Source organism: Actinocrinis sp. (assembly GCF_035650855.1).
In the GTDB taxonomy this organism is placed as follows: Bacteria; Actinomycetota; Actinomycetes; order Streptomycetales; family Catenulisporaceae; genus Actinocrinis.
On sequence record NZ_DASRGV010000318.1, the window covers coordinates 1 to 20,691 of the forward strand.

A 20,691-nucleotide genomic window follows, 5' to 3' on the forward strand; every position below is an offset into this window, starting at 1 on the left:
TCGCGGACCACGTACATGCCCAGCAGCTCGTCGCCATCGTTGAACCGCATGCCGATCACGCCGGAGGTGGCCCGGCCCATCGGCCGCAGCGACTCGTCGGAGGCCGGGAAGCGGATCGCCTGCGCCTTCTTGCTGACCAGCAGCAGGTCGTTGTCCGGGGAGACCAGCTCGGCCGCGATCAGCTCGTCGTCCTCGCGCAGGTTGATCGCGATCACGCCGCCCGAGCGCGGGGAGTCGTAGTCCTTCAGGGCGGTCTTCTTCACCAGGCCGCGCTTGGTCGCCAGCACCAGGTACGGCGCGACCTCGTAGTCGCGCAGGTCCAACACCTGGGCGATGGTCTCGTCCGGCTGGAAGGCCAGGACGTTGGCCACGTGCTGGCCGCGCGCGTCGCGGCCCGAATCCGGCAGCTCGTACGCCTTGGCCCGGTAGACCCGGCCCTTGTTCGTGAAGAACAGGATCCAGTGGTGCGTGGTGGTGGTGAAGAAGTGGTCGACGATGTCGTCCTGCTTGAGCTGGGCGCCGCGCACCCCCTTGCCGCCGCGCTTCTGCGAGCGGTACAGGTCGGTCTTGGTGCGCTTGGCGTAGCCGCCGCGGGTGATGGTGATGACGATGTCCTCTTCGGGGATCAGGTCCTCGATGGACATGTCGCCCTCGTAGGGCACCAGCTGCGAGCGCCGCTCGTCGCCGTACTTGTCGACGATCGCCTGCAGCTCGTCGGAGACGATCTGCCGCTGCCGCTCGGGTGACTCCAGGATCGCCCGGTACTCGGCGATCTTCACCTGCAGCTCCTCGTGCTCGTCCACGATCCGCTGGCGCTCCAGGGCGGCCAGCCGGCGCAGCTGCATCTCCAGGATCGCGTTGGCCTGGACCTCGTCGATCTCCAGCAGGTTCATCAGGCCGACCCGGGCGACCTCGACCGTCTGGCTGGACCGGATCAACGCGATGACCTCGTCGATCGCGTCCAGCGCCTTGAGCAGGCCCTGCAGGATGTGGTCGCGCTCCTGGGCCTTGCGCAGCCGGTAGCGGGTGCGCCGGACGATGACTTCGACCTGGTGCTCGACCCAGTAGCGGATGAACGCGTCCAGGGAGAGCGTGCGCGGCACCCCGTCCACCATGGCGAGCATGTTGGCGCCGAAGGTGTCCTGCAGCTGGGTGTGTTTGTAGAGGTTGTTGAGCACCACCTTGGCGACCGCGTCCCGGCGCAGCACGATCACCAGGCGCTGGCCGGTGCGGGACGAGGACTCGTCCCGCACGTCCGCGATGCCCTGGATCTTGCCGTCCTTGACCAGCTCGGCGATCTTGGAGGCGAGATTGTCCGGGTTCACCTGGTACGGCAGCTCGGTGACCACCAGGCAGGTGCGCCCGTTGATCTCCTCGACCTCGACCACGGCGCGCATGATGATCGAGCCGCGACCGGTGCGGTACGCGTCCTCGATGCCGCGTCGGCCGACGATCTTCGCGCCGGTCGGGAAGTCCGGGCCCTTGATCCGCTCGATCAGCGCCTCGAGCAGCTCGGCCGGGGTGGCCTCAGGGTGCGCGAGGTACCACTGGACACCCTCGTTGACCTCGCGCAGGTTGTGCATCGGGATGTTGGTGGCCATGCCGACCGCGATGCCCGAGGAGCCGTTGACCAGCAGGTTCGGGAAGCGGCTCGGCAGTACGACCGGCTCGCTCGAACGCCCGTCGTAGTTCGGGTTGAAGTCGACGGTCTCCTCGTCGATCTCCCGCAGCATCTCCATGGCGAGCGGGGCGAGCTTGCACTCGGTGTACCGCATCGCGGCGGCTGGGTCGTTGCCCGGCGAGCCGAAGTTGCCGTTGCCGTCGACCAGCGGCATCCGCATCGCCCAGGGCTGGGCGAGCCGGACCAGGGTGTCGTAGATCGCGGAGTCGCCGTGCGGGTGGTAGACACCCATGACCTCGCCGACGACGCGCGCGCACTTGAAGTAGCCGCGGTCGGGCCGGTAACCGCCGTCGTACATGGCGTAGAGCACGCGGCGGTGCACCGGCTTGAGGCCGTCGCGCACCTCGGGCAGCGCCCGGCCGACGATCACGGCCATCGAGTAGTCGAGGTAGGACCGCTGCATCTCGGTCAGCAGGTCGACCATCTCGATGCGGTCGCCGGTCTGCTCGATAACGGGCGCGGCGACGGCGCCTTCGGTCGCGGGGGCGGCGCCGGGGTCGGCCGGGCCGGTCGGGTTGTTCTCGTCTGCCACGGAGGGTCTTTCCTTCTGTTCGGCGAAGGCCGGCTTTTCGAAGACACTGTCTTGAAGACGCGGTGCCGGCGGTCCTCACGGTCGCGGTGCGCGGCGGGCCGCGCCGCACGGGGGTCAGATGTCCAGGAAGCGCACGTCCTTGGCGTTGCGCTGGATGAACTGGCGGCGCGCCTCGACGTCCTCCCCCATCAAGATCGAGAACAGCTCGTCGGCCTGGGCCGCGTCGTCCAGGGTGACCTGGCGCAGGATGCGGGTGTCCCGGTCCATGGTGGTGATCCGCAGCTCCTCGGCGTTCATCTCGCCGAGACCCTTGAACCGCTGCACGGTGTCGTCCTTGAGCCGGCGGCCCGCCTGGGCTCCGGCGGCCAGCAGCGCGTCGCGCTCCCGGTCGGAGTAGGCGTAGGAGAAGTCGTTGGCGGTCCACTTGACCTTGAACAGCGGCGGTGCGGCCAGGTATACGTGCCCGGCCTCGATCAGCGGCTTCATGAACCGGAACAGCAGGGTGAGCAGCAGGGTGGTGATGTGCTGGCCGTCGACGTCGGCGTCCGCCATCAGGATGATCTTGTGGTAGCGCAGCCTGGCGATGTCGAAGTCGTCGTGCACGCCGGTGCCGAGCGCGGAGATCAGCGCCTGCACCTCGTTGTTCTGCAGCACCCGGTCGATCCGGGCCTTCTCCACGTTCAGGATCTTGCCGCGGATCGGCAGGATGGCCTGCACGCGCGGATCGCGTCCTGACTTGGCCGAGCCGCCGGCGCTGTCGCCCTCGACCACGAAGATCTCGCACTCCGCGGGGTTGGTGGACTGGCAGTCGGCCAGCTTGCCGGGCAGCGCCATCGTCTCGAGCAGGCCCTTGCGCCGGGTCAGCTCGCGGGCCTTGCGCGCGGCGATGCGGGCGGTGGCCGCCTGGATCGACTTGCGCACGATGTCCCGGGCCTCGTTCGGGTTGCGGTCGAACCAGTCGGCCAGCTGCTCGTAGGTGATCTTCTGGACGAAGGTGCGCGCCGCGGTGTTGCCGAGCTTGGCCTTGGTCTGGCCCTCGAACTGCGGCTCGCCGAGCTTGACCGAGATGATCGCGGTCAAGCCCTCGCGGATGTCCTCGCCGGCGAGGTTGTCGTCCTTGTCCTTGAGCAGCTTCTGGTCCTTGGCGTACCGGTTGACGATGTTCGTCAGCGCCGAACGGAAGCCCTCCTCGTGCGTCCCGCCGTCCGGGGTGTTGATCATGTTGGCGAAGCTGTAGACGCCCTCGGAGTACTGGGTGTTCCACTGCATCGCGATCTCGGCGGAGATCTTGTGGTCGGTGTCCTCGGCCTCGAACTCGATGACCTGCGGGTGCACCAGGTCGCCCTTGGCGGCGTTGATGTGCCGGACGAAGTCGGCGATGCCGCCCTCGTAGTGGTAGCGCACCGCGCGCGGGTTGCCCTCTTCGTCCTTGAACTCGGGGCGCTCGTCGGTCAGCGAGATGGTCAGGCCGCGGTTGAGGAAGGCGGTCTCCTGGAACCGGCGGGAGAGGGTTTCGAAGCTGTAGGTGGTGGTCTCGAAGACCTCGTCGTCAGCCCAGAACGAGACTGTGGTGCCGGTCTCGGTGGTGGCCTCGCCCTTGTGCAGGTCGGCGGTGGGGGTTCCGCGCAGGTATTCCTGCGTCCACAGCGCACCGTCGGTCTTGACCGCGACGGTCAGGCGGGTGGACAGCGCATTGACCACTGAGACGCCGACGCCGTGCAGGCCGCCGGAGACGGCGTAGCCGCCGCCTCCGAACTTGCCGCCGGCGTGCAGCACGGTGAGCACGACCTCGACGGCCGGCTTGTCCTGGCCCGGCACGATGCCGACCGGGATGCCGCGGCCGTTGTCGACGACGCTGACGCCGCCGTCGGCCAGCAGCGTGACCTCGATGTTGTCGCAGTAGCCGGCCAGCGCCTCGTCCACGGCGTTGTCGACCACTTCGTAGACCAGGTGGTGCAGGCCGCGCTCGCCGGTGGACCCGATGTACATGCCGGGTCGCTTGCGGACCGCCTCGAGGCCTTCCAGGACGCTGATCGCGCTGGCGTCGTAGTCGCCGTTTCCGCTTCTGGCGGCCGCTGGGACGGCGGTGTTCTCATCGACCGCCGGGGCGGACTGGGCGGACTGCTCTGAAGCGACCACGGACGCGAAACCCTTTCTCAACGTCAGCGGCACCGGCCGGCTGGGGAAGGAGCCGGGGCCACAAGGCGAGGAGCTGGAGCGCGCCATCGCGGCACCAGCAGCAGGCCGTCGCGGGACAGGAGGTGGCGAGGGTCGCCGTCAGCCTGAAGTCCCCGACTGCCTAGAACCTGTTCCATTCTACCGGTTCGCGGGGACAAGATGCGGCACACGCGCCCTGACAGCGCTTCTGAGCTGATCCACCCTTAGTTAAGTGTCCCCCTACGCGCTGGGGGGTCGGCAAACGCTCGGCGCGATGACGGCGTCGTTCGCGGCGCCGAGTCATACCACCCGATTGTCGCAGAACAACCAGCTGCACCATGCGTGCTCGTTACGGACGCTTGACTGGTGTTTGGTCCCTGTAGTGCGCGGTTGCCGCTTTCGGATCACTCGGCACGCAGCGCCGAGCGCCCAGAGGACTACACGGTCAGGGCACGCGTCGGGTTCGCGCACCGCCGTTCGCGGACAGACGACCGCGGCGCCAGCTCGGCGGATTCGGCCCGAGGACGGAAATGCGCTCTATAGCGTCACGCGGAGGGCCCCCGGGTACTGCACGGCGGGGTACCGCAGCGTTAAGCCGGGAAAGCAGCGTCGCGGATAGGTGCCGCAGCTCGGTAGCCCATGCCGAGGAGTCGGTCTGCACGGTAAGCACGCCGTCCTCGTAGGAGACCGGCGCGCAGTGCGCGGCGATTCGCGGGCCGACGATGTCCGCCCAACCGTGGATGATGCCGCCGACGGCGGCCGGGGCCTCCCAACCGGCCTCGGCGAGCAGCCGGGAGAGCGTGGCCTCCAGCGGCTGGGGGTCGCGCTCGTCGGGACGAGCACTGGAGCGCCGGGCGTTGGCCTCCGCCGAACCGCGGCGCAGCGCCCTGCCCTCCTCGATCTCTCGTGCCCGCTTGCGTGCCGCGGTGAGCGCGGCGCGGGCGAGATCGGCGCCGCGAAGGCCTGAGGAATTCTCGGCGTCGGTCATGCGGAGCGCTCCGGAGCGTCAGCGACAGCGCCGCTGTCCACGCTCTCTTCGCCCGAGTCGTCGCCGTCCGCTCTGTCCACAGAGTTGTGGACAGGCACTGCCGATCCGCTCTCGTCCCGGCGCGTCACCGACCCCTTGGTGACGTCGTAACGCACGCCACGCAGTTCAGCCGGCACGTCCGCGTCGACGGCGGCAGTGATCAGGACCTGTTCGGCGGATGCGGCGACCGATACCAAATGCGCGCGGCGCGAGGAATCCAGCTCGGCGAACACGTCGTCGAGCAGCAGCACCGGCTCGATGCCGTCGGAGCGCAGCAGCTCGTATGAGGCCAGCTTCACGGCGAGCGCGAACGACCAGGATTCGCCGTGGCTGGCGTAGCCCTTGGCGGGAAGCGGCCCGCTGCCGTAGTCGATGGCGAGCAGCAAGTCGTCGCGGTGCGGTCCGACGAGGGTGATCCCCCGTTCCACCTCGTCAGGGCGGGAGCGGACGAGGGCTGCGGCGAGCGCGGCCTCGAGTTCGGTCGCATCCGGCGGACGATTCGTGGCCGCCGAGCCGGCGGCGGCCGGCTGGGCGGCGTTCGCGGATCCCACCGTCGGCTGCGAGCCGGCCGCGTCTTCGTCGCGCGCCTCGGGGTCGAGCGGGCAGGACGGCCGGTACTCCAGCGTCGCACCCGGGTGACCGGCGATCGTCCCGTATGCCTTGTCCACCAACGGCGTCAGCGCACGCAGCAGTCCGAGCCTCGCGGCCAGCAACTGCGCGCCGGCCCTGGCGAGGTGCGCGTCCCAGACGTCGAGGGTGCTCAAATCAGGCGCCTGACCGCCGCGGGCCGCGCGACGCACCATCGACGCGGAACGCAGCAGAGCGTTGCGTTGCTTCAGCGCGCGTTCGTAATCCCCGCGCACGGCCGCGTACCGCGGAGCGCGGGCGACGAGGAGCTCGTCGATGAACCGGCGCCGTTCCGAGGGATCGCCCTTCACCAGCGCCAGATCCTCGGGTGCGAACAGCACGGTGCGCAGGTAGCCGAGGACGTCACGGGGCCGGTTCACCGGCGAGCGGTTGAGCCGCGCCCGGTTCGAGCGGCCCGGGTTGATCTCCAGTTCGACCAGCGCGGTCCGGTCCTCGTGCCGCACCGCGCCGCGCACCACCGCGCGCTCGGCCCCGGCCCGCACCAGCGGCGCGTCCTGAGCCACCCGGTGGCTGCCCTGGTTGGCCAGGTACCCGATCGCCTCGATCACGTTCGTCTTGCCCTGGCCGTTGCGGCCGACGAACACGCCGACGCCGGCCTCGAGCGGAAGCTCGAGACCGGCATAGGACCGGAAATCGGCCAGCGACAGATGGCTGAGACGCACTGCCTACGTTCCTGTTGTGATACCGCGTGGGGTCGAGATTTCCCGCCTTGGCTCGTCAGGCGCGGCGGCGCGGAACCGCACGCCTGACGACCCGTCAGGCTCCGGGGGTGCGGTGCTCGGCGGCGTGCTTGCCGTCGGCGCCGGTGACCGCGTGCCCGCCGAACTGGTTGCGCAGCGCGGCGACCATCTTCATCGAGGGGGAGTCCTCCTGGCGGGAGGAGAACCTGGCGAACAGCGAGGCGGTGATCGCGGGCAGCGGCACGGCGTGGTCGATGGCCGCCTCGACCGTCCAGCGGCCCTCGCCGGAGTCCTCGGCGTATCCGCGCAGCTTCTCCAGGTGCTCGTCCTGCTCGAGCGCGGCGACCGCCAGGTCCAGCAGCCAGGACCGGATGACGGTGCCCTCCTTCCAGGACCGGAACACCTCGCGCACGTCGGTGACCTCGGGCACGGCCTCGAGCAGCTCCCAGCCCTCGGCGTAGGCCTGCATGATCGCGTACTCGATGCCGTTGTGCACCATCTTGGAGAAGTGGCCCGCGCCGACCGCCCCGGCGTGCACGAACCCGTACTCGCCCTCCGGCTTGAGCGCGTCGAAGACCGGCTGCACCTTCGCGACGTCCGCGGCGTCGCCGCCGACCATGAGCGCGTAGCCGTTCTGCAGGCCCCACACTCCCCCGGACACCCCGGCGTCGACGAAGCCGATGCCCTTGGCCGCCAGGTGCTCGGCGTGCTTCTTGTCATCGGTCCAGCGCGAGTTGCCGCCGTCCACCACGACGTCGCCCTCGGACAGCAGTTCGCCGAGTTCCTCGATGGTGGAGTGGGTCGGGCCGCCGGCCGGGACCATGACCCACACCACGCGCGGTGCGGAGAGGGAGCCGACCAGATCCTTGAGCGAGCCCACGTCCGACAGGTCCGGGCTGCGGTCGTATCCGACGACCGTGTGCCCGGCCCGGCGGATGCGCTCGCGCATGTTTCCGCCCATCTTGCCCAGACCGATGAGTCCGAGTTCCATGACGCCTTCTCTCTGCTGTCCCGGAGCCGAGGCTGTGACCGCTCCGCGGGTCCGACCGACCCTGTCGCCCAACGACGCTGTTGCTTCCGGGATCGACCGTATCGCCCGTGCCCGGTTGCCGCACACTTCGCCCGCGGGGGTTGTCCGCGCCCCGCGGGGTCGGTCGGACCGGGGGTTCAGCCGGACAGGCGGATCGGCATGATCAGGTAGCGGTAGGCCGGGTCGTGGTCGGCGTCCACGGCGGGACGGCCGGTGAGGACGGCCGGCTTGGTGGAGGTCGTGTAGGACAGCTGTGCGTAGGGGGCGTCGATCGCGCCGAGGCCTTCGAGCAGATAACCCGGATTGAAGGCGACGGAGATGTCTTCCTCTTCGAAGACCGCGTCCATCGTCTCGGAGGCCTGCGCCTCGTCGCCGGAGCCGGCCTCCAGCGTGACCTGGCCGGTGGAGAAGTTGAGCCGGATCGGCGTGTTGCGCTCGGCGACCAGGGCGACGCGCTTGACCGCCTCGATCAGCGGGGCGGTCTCGATGACCGCGGCTCCGGTGTACTCGGCCGGGAACAGCGCGTTGTACTTGATGAACTCGCCCTCGAGCAGCCGGGTGGTGGTGCGCCGGCCGCCGGCCTCGAAGCCGATCAGTCCCTCGCCGGCTCCGCCGTCCTCGCTCGACAGCGCGATGGTGACCCATTCGCCGGAGGTGAGCGACTTGGCGATGTCGTACAGGGTCTTGGCGGGGACGAGGGCCACCGCCTCGGCGTCGGCCCGCTCCGGCTTCCACAGGATCTCGCGCACGGCGAGGCGGTAGCGGTCGGTGGCGGCGAGGCGGAGGGTGTCGCCGTTGATCTCAACGCGCACGCCGGTCAGGAAGGGCAGCGTGTCGTCCTTGCCGGCCGCGACGGCGACCTGCGCCACGGCGGCGGCGAAGGTGGAGCCCGCGATGGCGCCGCTGGCCCCGGGCATGTTCGGCAGCGCGGGGTAGTCGTCCACCGGCATGGTCTGCAGGGTGAACCGGGAGGTGCCGCAGACCAGGGTGACCTTCGAGCCCTCGGTGGCGATCTCCACCGGGCGGTTCGGCAGCGAGCGGGTGATCTCGGCCAGCAGCTTGCCGGAGACCAGCGCGGTGCCCTCCTCCTCGACCTCGGTGGGCACCTCGGAGCGGGCCGACACCTCGTAGTCGAAGCCGGAGACGGTCAGCAGGCCGCCCTCGGCGCGCAGCAGCAGGCCGGCGAGCACCGGGGCGGGCGGCCTGGCCGGCAGCGAGCGGGCGGTCCAGGCGACCGCGTCGGCAAGTACGTCGCGTTCCACTCGGAACTTCACCGGTATCCGCCTCCTGGCAGTGGGGGCGCCGCCGGCCTCGGCGGCCGGATACGGCTGGGTATGGGTTCTGCCGCGTGGCGCTGGCTTCGCCGCGCGGGGCTCGACGGGTCGGGGCGGCCGCGCCGGGACCCATCATGCCGCCTTCTTCCGACAGCCGGTGTGCCGCCTGCGGAACCGGTACGAGCCGGTTGCGGAGCCGGCCGGGCGTCCGCTGGAGCGGCTCGCGCGATCCGGAGGTTTTTCCACAGGCGGTGGATGGAAGAAAGGCGAATGAGGACCTGGCGCTGCTGTGGGCGCCAGCTTACCGAGGTTCGGAGAGGTTGGACCTCAGAGGACCGACGACGGTTTTCCACAGATTCGAGCCGAGACGGCTGTAGTTCGGGATCCTGGTCTATATCTCTGTAGTCGTAGTAGTAGGCGCTGTGGATATGTGGAAAACGGCCTTTTTCGCAGCTCAGCTGAGAAATTCTGTGCACAGGGGGATGTGTACAACCTGGGGATAATCGAGGGCGACCTGTGGATGACGAAAAGTTTTCCCCACGGTTTCCACAGTCGAGGCGGGGTTTTGCACAGCCTGTCCCCAAGTTGATCACCAGGGTTGGGGACAACGTGTTCACCCGGATGGGGGAAGCGGCCACGACCTGCGGAGTTTATGCACAGAAGTTATCCCCAAGCATCCACAGGGTGTGGGAAACCAGTGTGCGGCGGTCCGGCGGTGTCCGTTATGTCGTTTTCCGGAGTCCTCTTCCCGTGGGTGCGTCGATGGGGACATTAGTCGACTAATTCGAGCCGGTGTGAGATGACACGCCCGGTTCCGGACGAAAAGAACTCGACTGTGCGTGTGCGTTAACGCGCTGCGGACGGCATTGTGGACAGTCTGTGGATAACCCGCGTAATCCGAAAGCGGTATCCGATAAGGCAGCGACGCCGTGAGTTCAGTTATCCACACGCCGCTGTGGACAGCGCGATAACTTTTCCACATGCCTGTGGATAGAGCGATGCGTTAGGTGCAGGCAGGGTGCGGTAAGAGAGAAGTGGTCAGCCGCGCATCGACTTGATGCGGTTGGTCAGCTCGGTGACCTGGTTGTAGATCGAGCGGCGCTCGGCCATCAGCAGCCGGATCTTGCGGTCCGCGTGCATGACGGTGGTGTGGTCGCGGCCGCCGAACTGCTGCCCGATCTTCGGCAGCGACAGATCCGTCAGCTCCCGGCACAGGTACATCGCGATCTGACGCGCCGTCACCAGCACACGGCTGCGCGAGGTGCCGCAGAGGTCCTCCATCGACAGCCCGAAGTAGGCGGCGGTCTGCGCCATGATCGTGGCGGTGGTGATCTCGGAACCGCCGCTGTCCGGGATCAGGTCGCGCAGCACCGCCTCGGCGAGCGGGAAGTCGACCGGGGCGCGGTTGAGCGAAGCGAAGGCCGTCACCCGGATCAGGGCGCCTTCGAGCTCGCGGATGTTGGTGGAGATCTTGCTGGCGATGAACTCCAGCACCTCGGGCGGGGCGTTGAGCCCCTCCTGCGCGGCCTTCTTGCGCAGGATCGCGATACGCGTCTCCAGTTCCGGCGGCTGCACGTCGGTGATCAGGCCCCACTCGAAGCGGGAGCGCAGCCGGTCCTCCAGGGTGGTCAGCTGCTTGGGCGGCCGGTCACTCGAGATGACGATCTGCTTGTTGGAGTTGTGCAGCGCGTTGAACGTGTGGAAGAACTCCTCCTGGGTTCCTTCCTTGTTCTCCAGGAACTGGATGTCGTCGATCATGAGGATGTCGATGTCGCGGTAGCGGCGGCGCAGCAGGTCCTGCTTGCCGTCACGGATCGCGTTGATGAAGTCGTTGGTGAACTCCTCGGTGCTGACGTACCGCACCTTGGTGCCCGGATACAGCGAGCGGGTGTAGTGGCCGATCGCGTGCAGCAGGTGCGTCTTGCCCAGGCCGGAGTCGCCGTAAATGAACAGCGGGTTGTACGCCTTAGCCGGCGCCTCGGCCACGGCCACCGCGGCCGCGTGCGCAAACCGGTTGCTCGAACCGATGACGAAGGTCTCGAACAGGTACTTCGGGTTGAGGCGGGCGTTCTCCCCCTCCTTCGTCCCCTGCTGCTTTCCGTGCGGCGCGAGCTCCGGCCTCGGCGCGCCGCCGTTCGCCGGTCCGTCATCGCTGCGCCCGCCGTCGGCGAACTCGGGACTGCGGGTCGGCGGCGGAATGGGAGGCTGTGCGGCAAGCGGTTGCGCCGAGCCCTCCGGATCGGCCGGGGCGCGCTCGTCGGGTGTGGGGGCGAACGGCAGACGAGGCGCCATCTGGGCCGGCGTCGGCTTCGCGGCCGCGACCGTGACGGCGATCCGCATCTCCTGGCCGAGGATGCGGCCGAGCCCCGAGGTGATCAGATCCCGCAGCTTGGTCTCCAGCACTCCCTTGGAGAACTCGTCCCCCACGCTCAGCAACGCGGTGTCCCCGACGAGCGCCATCGGCACGATCACGCGCAGGAAGGCCCGGTCCCCCGGACTGACCGAGTCCGCCGCGTCGACGCTGGAAAGGAACGCAGCCCACACCGACGCGAAGTCCAGGGGGCCACCGTCCGTGGGAACGGAACGGGAGGGATCGTCAGGCACGGCTACCACTCACGGGTCGGGTCTGGGCAGGGGTCGCGCCCGTCCACAAGTTTTCCACAAGCCCTGTGGAAAACCCGGCGTCTGGCTGCGCGCGGTCGCCGGTGTTTCCCCCGGGGCAGCCGCACGGGTGGGCCCTCGTCCGCCGCGACCGTGAAGTGTGCAGCTCAGACATGGTGCGGACCTGGATTCGGGCGACTCGACCGGCAATAGCGACTCGGATGACGGTAGCCATCCAGCGCGCCCTGTTCAACTTGTTGTCCACAGGTCTGTGCTTAACGCGTAGTACCGATGCGTGTGGTCGATCGCCTGGCGCTTCGGAAGTCGCCATGGGCTTAGTAACGGTGCCCGTGTGTGATCGGAACGGGCGGTTTGACCCGTCGCCGATCGTCCGCGTACCGTAAGCAGGTCGAGATGCCGACCGGCGTTGTGTCATGCCTGCGGAATGGACGCCTCCAGCGCGACGATGCGGGCCGCCGGAGCAGCAAGCGCTCCACACGACACCTTCCAGGTATCGAGACGTCGAGGACCGAATCAGCACCTGTCTGGAGCCCCAGTGACCAAGCGCACCTTCCAGCCGAACAACCGGCGTCGCGCCAAGACCCACGGCTTCCGGCTGCGCATGCGCACGCGCGCCGGCCGGGCCATCCTCTCGTCGCGCCGGGCCAAGGGCCGGCGCAACCTTTCCGCCTAGCTTTCAGGTGCTGCCCGCAGACCGCCGTGTGAAGCGGGGCGACGAGTTCGCCCGCGCGATCCGCGGCGGGCGCCGGGCGGGGCGGCCGACGCTCGTCGCGCACCTGTGGCGGGCCGAGCTGGACGTGACGAACTCGAGCGTTGCCGAAGCCCGTACGGGTCCAGCCCGTGCGGGCTTCGTCGTGAGCAAGGCGGTGGGCCCGGCGGTCACCCGCAATCGGGTCAAGCGCAGGCTGCGGCACTTGGTCGCGCAGCGGCTCGACGGGTTGCCGGACGGCGCGGTGCTGGTGATCCGGGCGCTGCCGCCGGCCGCGGACGCGCACGGCCAACAGCTGGCGCGTGACCTCGACTCGGCGCTCGGGCGGCTGGGGAGGCGCCGATGAAGTACCTGCTGATGGGTTTGATCCGGCTGTACCAGCTGACGATCTCGCGGATGCTGGGACCGGTGTGCCGCTACTACCCGAGCTGCTCGCACTATGGGTACGAGGCCATCGCGGTACACGGATCGGTGAAAGGCTCGATTCTGACGGCATGGCGGATCCTGCGATGCAATCCGTGGAGCGCCGGCGGGGTCGACCCGGTGCCTCCACGCGGCGCGTGGCGGATAGTGGATGTGGATGGGGACGCTGCTTCGGCGCGCCGTTCCGTGTGAGGTTTTCGTGGGTGTGAGTCGAGCCGAGGAGCCTGACCGTGCAGTGGTATGACCAGCTACTGAGTCCGCTGATCTGGGGAGTCAGCTGGATAATCGTCCAGTTCCACAAGCTGTTCGGCTCGGTGTTCCTGCCGAACAGCGGCTGGGCCTGGGGTCTTTCGATCGTGTTTCTCACGCTGGTCATCCGCGCCGCGCTGATCCCGCTGTTCGTCAAGCAGATCAAGTCGATGCGGGCGATGCAGGTCGTGCAGCCCGAGGTGAAGAAGCTCCAGGAGAAGTACAAGAAGGAGCTGGAGCGGGCCAAGTTCGACCCGCAGCGCAAGCGCGAGGTCCAGGCCCGTCAGCAGCGCGAGATGATGGCGCTCTACAAGGAGCACGGCACCAACCCGTTCGCCAGCTGTCTGCCGCTGCTGGTGCAGATGCCGTTCTTCACCGCGCTGTACCGGCTGCTCTACAACGTGGCCAACGGGCACGCGCTGTACTTCATGACCGCCGGACCGCACGGGCTGGTCACGAGCGCGAACCAGGCGCACATCTTCGGCGCGCCGATCTCGGCCCACTTCAACGCCACCGCGGCAACGCTCGGGGGGGCGAGCCCGACCACGGTCAAGGCCGTGATCATCGGCATGACGATCGTCTACGTGGTGACCCAGTTCATCACCCAGCGCCAGATGATCCTGAAGAACAGCGCGCCGGACAACCCGATGGTCCAGCAGCAGAAGGCAATGATGTACATCATGCCGGTCTTCATGGCCTTCTTCTGCTTCATCGCCCCGGTCGGCGTTCTCATCTACCTGTTGACGACGAACTTCTGGACCATGGGCCAGCAGTTCTATGTGCTGCACAACAGCCCGCTGCCCGGTTCGAAGGCGCACGAGGCGCACCTGGCGCGGCAGGCGGCCAAGGCCGCGAAGAAGGCGGCGAAGAGCGGCGAGCCCGTGGACGCGGTTCCGCCGCAGGCCGGCGAGAAAACCGCGAGCACGAACGGCGCCAAGTCGGTCAACGGCGCCGCGGCCAAGGGCGCGGCGAAGCCGAAGGCCGGCGCCGCGGGCAACGCGACGGGCACGGGCACCAAGCAGATCGAGGACGCCCGGCCGAAGCCGCAACGCAATCAGCCGGTTCGCACCACGCGCAGCGGGCGGAAGAAATAGCTTTTCGGGGGATCCCCGAGGGTGGCGCCCGGCGATGCGGGCCAGGACAGACGTAGGGAGTACACGGTGACGGAATCGGCCGTCGAGGCGGTGCAGTCGGTGTCGGCGCAGACGACCTCGGAAGAGCCCGACGAGGATGAGCTGACCCGGCTCGAGGAGGAAGGCGAGATCGCGGCCGACTACCTCGAGGGGCTGCTCGACATCGCGGACCTCGACGGGGACATCGACATGGACGTCGAGGGCGACCGCGCCTCGGTCTCCATCGTCGGCACCGGCCTCGACCAGCTGATCGGGTCGAGCGGCGAGGTGCTCGAGGCGCTGCAGGAGCTGACCCGGCTCGCGGTGACCCGGGAGACCGGTGAGCGTACCCGGCTGATGCTGGATGTCGGCGGGCACCGGGCGGCGCGCCGCGCGGCGCTGGAGCGGCTCGGCTCCGAGACCGCCCGCAAGGTCAAGGAGACCGGGGAGCCGGTGAAGCTGGCGCCGATGAGCCCGTTCGAGCGCAAGATGGTGCACGACGCCGTCGCCGCCGCGGGCTTGCGCAGCGAGTCGGAGGGCGAGGAGCCCAACCGCCGGGTCGTGGTCCTCCCGGTGTGAACACCCCGTGACCGGACCTCTGGTCCGGAACCGGTAGTGCCCGGCCCCGCCTCTTCAGGAGGCGGGGCCGGTTCGCGTTACCCGGCCCGGGGCGGGCGGTACGGAGCAGGACCGATCCTTGACATGATGATGGCTGCCGTTCCACGTGAAACTGAGGGTGCCCGATGCTCGATGCGAAGCTGCCCGCCCCGCCGCAGGCGGCCGTCGATCTGTTCGGCCCGGCGCTGCCGGTCGTCCAGCGGTACGGCGAGCTGCTGGCCGGGCCGGGTGTCGAGCGCGGACTGATCGGCCCGCGGGAGGTGGACCGGCTCTGGGAGCGGCATCTGATGAACTGCGCCGCCGTCGCGGAACTGGTGCCACAGGATGCGCATGTCGTCGACGTCGGCTCCGGGGCGGGACTGCCGGGCCTGGTGCTCGCGGCCATCCGGTCCGATCTGCGGGTGACGCTGCTGGAGCCGCTGCTGCGCCGGACCGTCTTTCTCGAGGAGTGCCTCGACGCGCTTGAGCTGGACAACGCGGAGGTGCTTCGCGGCCGCGCCGAGGACTGGGCTCGGAGAATGGGCGCCGACGTGGTGACCGCGAGAGCGGTGGCGCCGATGGAGCGTCTGGTCGGCTGGTGCCTGCCGCTGCTTCGTCCTCACGGGCGAATGCTCGCCTTGAAGGGGGAGGCCGCCGCGGAGGAACTCGCGGCGGTGGCGCCCACGCTTTCCGGGCTCGGCGCCCGGGCATGGGGCGTGGTGGAAGTGGGCTCGGTGCTCGGTGACGCCGCGACACGCGTCATCCGCATCGATCTGGGCCCTAGCGGATTCCGGAGCCCGGTACAGCGCTCTCGCCGCGGTACCCGTGGTTAAATGTGACACCGCCTCTCTGCGCGCACGTCTCACGAAGACCGCTCTGCTTATGCAGCGAGGGTTTCACGTGAAACGTAACCCCTACGAGTGAGTTGCCGGGGGAAACGCGCCGCGACTGACTCTGTAGTTTCTCCGACCGAGGCGGCGAGGGGACATGATGGTCGCGCACGGTCAGTACAGTGCTTTTTCGCAGGACGATCCCGACCACGGTGAATCGCCCTCGGATATTGGACGCGCGGCTTCGACCGGGGAGCCGCTTCCGCGCGGATGGCGGCTCGACGAGTCACGGGACCTGCCGGCGCCGCCGGACGGCTTCAGCTGGTCCTGGCAGCTCGACCCGCGGGCCGCGGATGCCGAACAAGCCGTCGTCTCGGCGACGGAGGAAGAGAGTTGGCCGATGCCCTACGACCAGCCGCCGGCAGCGAGCGCACGCGAGATTGAGGTGCATCCCGAGATGGACACCGATCTGCTGCACGGTGGCCGCGGCCGATCCGAAGACACTCCGATCGCCCGCGAGGCCGAGGCGGCGCTGGCCGCGCTTTCGCGCAGCAACCAGGAAATGCCGCGGCCGAGACAGACTCGCACCTTCGTGGTGGCCAACCAGAAGGGCGGGGTGGGCAAGACCACCACGACGGTCAACATCGCCGCCGCGCTCGCCCAGGGCGGCGCCAAGGTGCTGGTCGTCGATCTCGACCCGCAGGGCAACGCCTCGACCGCGCTCAACGTGGACCACCATTCCGAGATCCCCTCGATCTATGACGTGCTGATCGAGCGGTACTCGATGGAGGAGATCGTCCAGCCGGTCGCCGACATCCAGGGTCTCTTCTGCGCCCCGGCGACCATCGACCTGGCCGGCGCGGAGATCGAACTGGTGTCGATGGTGGCGCGGGAGAGCCGGCTCCAGCGCGCGCTGTCGGTCTACCACAGCTCGATGGACTACATCCTCATCGACTGCCCGCCCTCGCTCGGCCTGCTGACGGTCAACGCGATGGTGGCCGGCAACGAGGTGCTCATCCCGATCCAGTGCGAGTACTACGCGCTGGAGGGGCTCGGCCAGCTGCTGCGCAACATCGAGCTGGTGCGTGCCCACCTGAATCCCAACCTGCACGTCTCGACGATCCTGCTGACGATGTACGACGCCCGCACCCGGCTGGCCTCGCAGGTCGCCGACGAGGTGCGCACCCACTTCCCGGACCAGGTCCTGCGCACCTCGGTGCCGCGTTCGGTGCGTATCTCCGAGGCGCCGAGCTACATGCAGACGGTGATGACCTACGACCCCGCCTCGACTGGTGCGCTCGCGTACCGGGAGGCGGCTCGCGAAATCGCCGAGCGGTGGGCGGCGCGGGAGAAGGTTTCCCGTATCCCGGTGCAGTTGGATGAGGGCAGCACGCATGGCAGCACGCAAGTTGGGATCGACGCTGAGGTGAAGCGATGAACGACCGGCGACGGGGACTCGGCCGCGGACTCGGGGCACTGATCCCGACGATGCCGGCGGAAGGAGCCGAGGGAACCTCGGCGCTGACCGCTCCGGCGGCCACGCCGTCCGTGCCGCAACGGCGGCTGCCGCTCGGCGAGATCTACCGGCCCGAGGCGGAGGAGGAGCCGGAGTCCACCGAACCGGTCTTCGTGGCCGCCTCCATCGTGGCCGACGAGGTGCCCGGAGCGCACTTCGCCGAACTGCCCATCGACGCGATCGTGCCGAACGCCAAGCAGCCTCGCGACTTCTTCGACGAGACCGCGATGGACGAGCTGATCCACTCGATCCGCGAGGTGGGCCTGCTTCAGCCGATCGTGGTGCGCCCGGAGGGGCCGAGCGGCAGCGGCAAGTACGAGCTCATCATGGGCGAGCGCCGGTGGCGCGCCGCCCAGCAGGCGGGACTCGAGCGCATCCCGGCGATCGTCCGGGAGACCGAAGACGAGCGGATGCTGCTCGACGCGCTCCTGGAGAACCTGCACCGGTCACAGCTCAACCCGCTGGAAGAGGCGGCCGCCTACGACCAGCTGCTCAAGGACTTCTCCTGCACGCACGAGGAGCTGGCCGACCGGATCGGCCGCTCCCGTCCGCAGGTGTCGAACACGCTGCGCCTGCTCAAGCTGCCGCCCAAGGTGCAGCTGCGCGTCGCCAGCGGCCTGCTGAGCGCCGGGCACGCACGAGCGCTGCTCGGTCTGGACACCGCCGAGGAACAGCAGCACCTGGCCGAGCGCATCATCGCCGAAGGTCTTTCGGTGCGCACGGTCGAAGAGATCGTGGCGGTGGGGGACCCGGAAAGCGATCGCACCCGCGCACCGCGCAAGGTGCGCGCCGGAAGCCGCGTCTCCCCCGAGCTTTCCGAACTCGCCGGGCGCCTGTCCGATCGGCTGGAGACCCGGGTGCGGGTGGACCTCGGCGCCCGCCGCGGGAAGATCGTGGTCGAGTTCGCTTCGCTCGAGGATCTGGAGCGCATCATCTCCACGCTCGTGCCCGGAGAGCGCGTGCGTGCGCGATCCGGTGGCGCTAACGCAGCCGAGGCTTAACAGCGTCCTGTGTAGCGAGGCCCTTGCTTCGCACTCGGCCCGTATACGCACCCGATGGTCCCCTATGTTTCACGTGGAACAGGGGGGCCATCGCTGTGCCGGCCCACTACTCTCGCCCTGTCGGGAGGCCGGGCGGGCCGGCGGAATAGCCGGCCCCCGGTATCCGTTCGTCTCCATGCAGCCACACGAAGAGGGAAGGTCAGCGAGCCGTGCCGCAGAACTCGGAAGAGCGAACCAGCGAGGTTCGCGAGGTCATCATCATCGGTTCGGGCCCGGCTGGATACACAGCGGCCATCTACACCGCGCGGGCCGGACTCAAGCCGCTCGTGTTCGAGGGCTCGGTCACCGCGGGCGGCGCGCTGATGAACACCACGGACGTAGAGAACTTCCCCGGTTTCCCCGACGGCGTCATGGGACCGGACTTGATGGACAACCTCCGCAAGCAGGCCGAGCGCTTCGGCGCCGAACTGGTCGCAGACGACGTCACCGAGGTCGAGCTGACCGGTGAGCTGAAGCGCGTCGTGGACGGCGCCGGCGAGGTTCACCTCGCGCAGACCGTCATCATCTCCACCGGATCCGGCTACCGCGAGCTCGGACTGCCCGACGAGAAGCGGCTGTCCGGCCACGGCGTCTCGTGGTGCGCCACCTGTGACGGCTTCTTCTTCCGCGAGCAGGACATCGTCGTGGTCGGCGGCGGCGACACCGCGATCGAGGAGGCCACCTTCCTGACCCGGTTCGCCCGCTCGGTGACCGTGGTGCATCGCCGCGACCAGCTGCGGGCCAGCAAGATCATGCAGAACCGGGCCTTCTCCAACCCGAAGATCTCCTTCGCCTGGAACAGCGAGGTCGTGGGGATCGAGGGCGAGGACCGCGTCAGCGCGGTGCGGCTGCGTGACACGGTGACAGGGGAGGAGCGCACCCTGGCCGCCACCGGTCTGTTCATCGCGATCGGCCACGAACCGCGCAGCGACCTGTTCCGCGGCCAGGTCGACATCGACGCGGAGGGCTACATCCAGGTGGACGCCCCGAGCACCAGGACGAACCTGCCGGGGGTGTTCGCGAGCGGCGACGTCGTTGACCACGTGTACCGTCAGGCGATCACGGCGGCCGGCACCGGCTGCGCGGCCGCGCTCGACGCCGAGCGGTACCTGGCGGCACTGAAGGACGGCGCGCCCGCGGTCTGATCCGCGCACGAGCGCCACGCGCCGAGCCGGCAGCACACGGATCGACGGCTACGTCGATCGGAAGCAGAACCGTCCGAGGCGGCGTTTCGGACGGGCGAAGGCAGCACCGAAGAGACACCGGGAGACGAGGAAACATGTCAGACCTCAAGCAGGTAACCGACGCGTCCTTCCAGCAGGACGTGCTCGACAGCGACAAGCCGGTCCTGGTGGACTTCTGGGCGCCGTGGTGCGCTCCGTGCCGGATGATCGCGCCGATCCTGGACCAGATCGCCGCCGAGCACGGCGACTCGCTGGAGATCGTCAAGGTGAACATCGATGAGAACCCGCAGATCGCCGCGAAGTACGGGGTGCTGAACATCCCGATGCTCAACGTCTATGTCAAGGGCGAGGTCGCCAAGACCATCGTCGGCGCCAAGCCGAAGCGCGCTCTGCTCAACGACCTCCAGGAGTTCGTCTCCGCCTGAGCGGAACCGCAGCGCTAGACGACGAACGCGAAGCGCTAGTGGCCACCCGAACCCGGGTGGCCACTAGCGCTTTTGCCTTAACTCGAATCTCCGCTCGGATGCGAGCGCTGAGTCGCTGCCTACTTCGCGACGATCCCCTGCGCGAGAACCTCGTAGTCCGACGCGGCGCACGACTGCGAATACACGACCGCCCTGACCGTCGCGGTGTCTCCACCGTTCGGGTAGATGACGAGCGTCGCCGGCACACCCTCGTACGTTCCGATCGCCACGCGCAGCACTTGGTCGCCGCTGAATGCCGGATTCGCCAAACACGGCGAGTTGATCTCGACGTCCGGCCTCACATTGCCCAGTGCCTGCTTCACCCAGACGGCCAGGGGAGCGGTGGGAGCGACCGTGTTGGGGGACTCCACCAAGCCTTGGGCTCGCCGGGGACCGCCACTGGCCGCATCAGGCTTGAGTGCTGCGGAACCGCTGCTGGACGCCGCGCTGCCGCTCGACGCGTTCGAGGAGACGAGGTTGACCGCCAGCGCCAGGCCGCCGGCCAATGCGGCGAGTGAGGCCAATCCCACGCCGACGCGGCGCGACAGCCACCGCCGCCGACGACCGCTCGATGCACTGCCGACGCTCGCGGACGCGCTAGCGCCATCAGCACTCGGCGAACTGGCCCGGGCGGCCGCTTCACGAGCGAGCGCGGCGTCGATCCGGATCGCCACCTCCTGCGGCAGCTGCGGAGCTTCCAAGGTCTCGAACGCGGCGAGCAGTTGCGCGATCGCGTCGACCTCGCCACGGCAGGCGGCGCAGTCGAGAAGGTGTTCTGACGCGCCCTCAGCGGTCGGCTGCCCGCCTTCCGCCAGCGCGGACAGGTCCTCGACCGAAAGATGGACGTCCGGGCCTCTACGGGGCTCGTGTGCCGTTGTCACCGCACACCTCGTTCCATCGGCTCCGGGCTGTCGCC

17 protein-coding genes and 1 pseudogene are annotated in these 20,691 nt (G+C 68.8%); 10 read left to right on the forward strand and 8 right to left on the reverse strand.

Annotated elements, in window-relative coordinates:
- The 7 genes and pseudogenes from gyrA to dnaA form a co-directional block, all read right to left on the reverse strand.
- The coding region (gyrA, locus tag VFB40_RS22610) for a DNA gyrase subunit A (protein WP_324853877.1) at positions 1–2,213 on the reverse strand (2,213 nt) is incomplete at its 3' end.
- Positions 2,214–2,327: 114 nt separating this feature from the next.
- Positions 2,328–4,352, reverse strand: coding sequence for a DNA topoisomerase (ATP-hydrolyzing) subunit B (gyrB, locus tag VFB40_RS22615; protein WP_324853879.1), 2,025 nt, complete (start codon positions 4,350–4,352; stop codon positions 2,328–2,330).
- Between the two features lie 463 nt (positions 4,353–4,815).
- Complete coding sequence (locus VFB40_RS22620) at positions 4,816–5,358, reverse strand: DciA family protein (protein ID WP_324853881.1); 543 nt, start codon at positions 5,356–5,358, stop codon at positions 4,816–4,818.
- A 119-nt stretch (positions 5,359–5,477) separates the two neighbouring features.
- A pseudogene (gene recF, locus VFB40_RS22625) lies at positions 5,478–6,707 on the reverse strand (DNA replication/repair protein RecF); the annotation flags it as partial.
- A gap of 94 nt (positions 6,708–6,801) precedes the next feature.
- Positions 6,802–7,716, reverse strand: coding sequence for a phosphogluconate dehydrogenase (NAD(+)-dependent, decarboxylating) (gene gnd, locus VFB40_RS22630; protein WP_324853885.1), 915 nt, complete (start codon positions 7,714–7,716; stop codon positions 6,802–6,804).
- A gap of 176 nt (positions 7,717–7,892) precedes the next feature.
- The gene (dnaN, locus tag VFB40_RS22635) at positions 7,893–9,029 is read right to left on the reverse strand and encodes a DNA polymerase III subunit beta (RefSeq protein ID WP_324853887.1); all 1,137 of its coding nucleotides are present in this window, start codon (positions 9,027–9,029) and stop codon (positions 7,893–7,895) included.
- A 1,038-nt stretch (positions 9,030–10,067) separates the two neighbouring features.
- Positions 10,068–11,633 carry a chromosomal replication initiator protein DnaA gene (dnaA, locus tag VFB40_RS22640; RefSeq protein ID WP_324853889.1) on the reverse strand — a complete coding sequence of 522 codons (1,566 nt, stop codon included), beginning with the start codon at positions 11,631–11,633 and terminating at the stop codon, positions 10,068–10,070.
- Positions 11,634–12,186: 553 nt separating this feature from the next.
- On the opposite strand from dnaA, the gene rpmH reads away from it, so the two are divergent.
- The 10 genes from rpmH (at position 12,187) to trxA (ending at position 19,736) form a co-directional block, all read left to right on the forward strand.
- The gene (rpmH, locus tag VFB40_RS22645; protein ID WP_211464442.1) at positions 12,187–12,324 is read left to right on the forward strand and encodes a 50S ribosomal protein L34; all 138 of its coding nucleotides are present in this window, start codon (positions 12,187–12,189) and stop codon (positions 12,322–12,324) included.
- A 7-nt stretch (positions 12,325–12,331) separates the two neighbouring features.
- Complete coding sequence (gene rnpA, locus VFB40_RS22650) at positions 12,332–12,706, forward strand: ribonuclease P protein component (protein WP_324853892.1); 375 nt, start codon at positions 12,332–12,334, stop codon at positions 12,704–12,706.
- Positions 12,703–12,975: a membrane protein insertion efficiency factor YidD gene (yidD, locus tag VFB40_RS22655; RefSeq protein ID WP_324853894.1), complete on the forward strand. Its 273-nt coding sequence runs from the start codon at positions 12,703–12,705 to the stop codon at positions 12,973–12,975. Before rnpA ends, yidD begins: the two co-directional genes overlap by 4 nt.
- Positions 12,976–13,013: 38 nt before the next feature.
- Positions 13,014–14,126 carry a membrane protein insertase YidC gene (gene yidC, locus VFB40_RS22660; RefSeq protein WP_324853896.1) on the forward strand — a complete coding sequence of 371 codons (1,113 nt, stop codon included), beginning with the start codon at positions 13,014–13,016 and terminating at the stop codon, positions 14,124–14,126.
- 99 nt (positions 14,127–14,225) lie between these two features.
- Complete coding sequence (locus VFB40_RS22665) at positions 14,226–14,723, forward strand: Jag family protein (RefSeq protein ID WP_349261597.1); 498 nt, start codon at positions 14,226–14,228, stop codon at positions 14,721–14,723.
- A gap of 164 nt (positions 14,724–14,887) precedes the next feature.
- Complete coding sequence (gene rsmG, locus VFB40_RS22670) at positions 14,888–15,574, forward strand: 16S rRNA (guanine(527)-N(7))-methyltransferase RsmG (RefSeq protein ID WP_324853901.1); 687 nt, start codon at positions 14,888–14,890, stop codon at positions 15,572–15,574.
- A 454-nt stretch (positions 15,575–16,028) separates the two neighbouring features.
- Positions 16,029–17,009, forward strand: coding sequence for a ParA family protein (locus VFB40_RS22675; RefSeq protein ID WP_349261598.1), 981 nt, complete (start codon positions 16,029–16,031; stop codon positions 17,007–17,009).
- The gene (locus VFB40_RS22680; RefSeq protein ID WP_324853904.1) at positions 17,006–18,088 is read left to right on the forward strand and encodes a ParB/RepB/Spo0J family partition protein; all 1,083 of its coding nucleotides are present in this window, start codon (positions 17,006–17,008) and stop codon (positions 18,086–18,088) included. The genes VFB40_RS22675 and VFB40_RS22680 overlap by 4 nt, the downstream gene beginning before the upstream one ends.
- Positions 18,089–18,297: 209 nt before the next feature.
- Positions 18,298–19,272, forward strand: a complete 975-nt coding sequence (gene trxB, locus VFB40_RS22685; RefSeq protein ID WP_324853906.1) for a thioredoxin-disulfide reductase — start codon at positions 18,298–18,300, stop codon at positions 19,270–19,272.
- Positions 19,273–19,406: 134 nt separating this feature from the next.
- A complete protein-coding gene (gene trxA, locus VFB40_RS22690) occupies positions 19,407–19,736 on the forward strand; it encodes a thioredoxin (RefSeq protein WP_324839222.1) in 330 nt (109 codons plus the stop codon).
- Between the two features lie 119 nt (positions 19,737–19,855).
- Here the strand turns inward: trxA and VFB40_RS22695 are convergent, their stop codons facing one another.
- Positions 19,856–20,656 carry an RsmA family anti-sigma factor gene (locus tag VFB40_RS22695; RefSeq protein ID WP_324853908.1) on the reverse strand — a complete coding sequence of 267 codons (801 nt, stop codon included), beginning with the start codon at positions 20,654–20,656 and terminating at the stop codon, positions 19,856–19,858.
- Positions 20,657–20,691 lie beyond the last annotated feature (35 nt).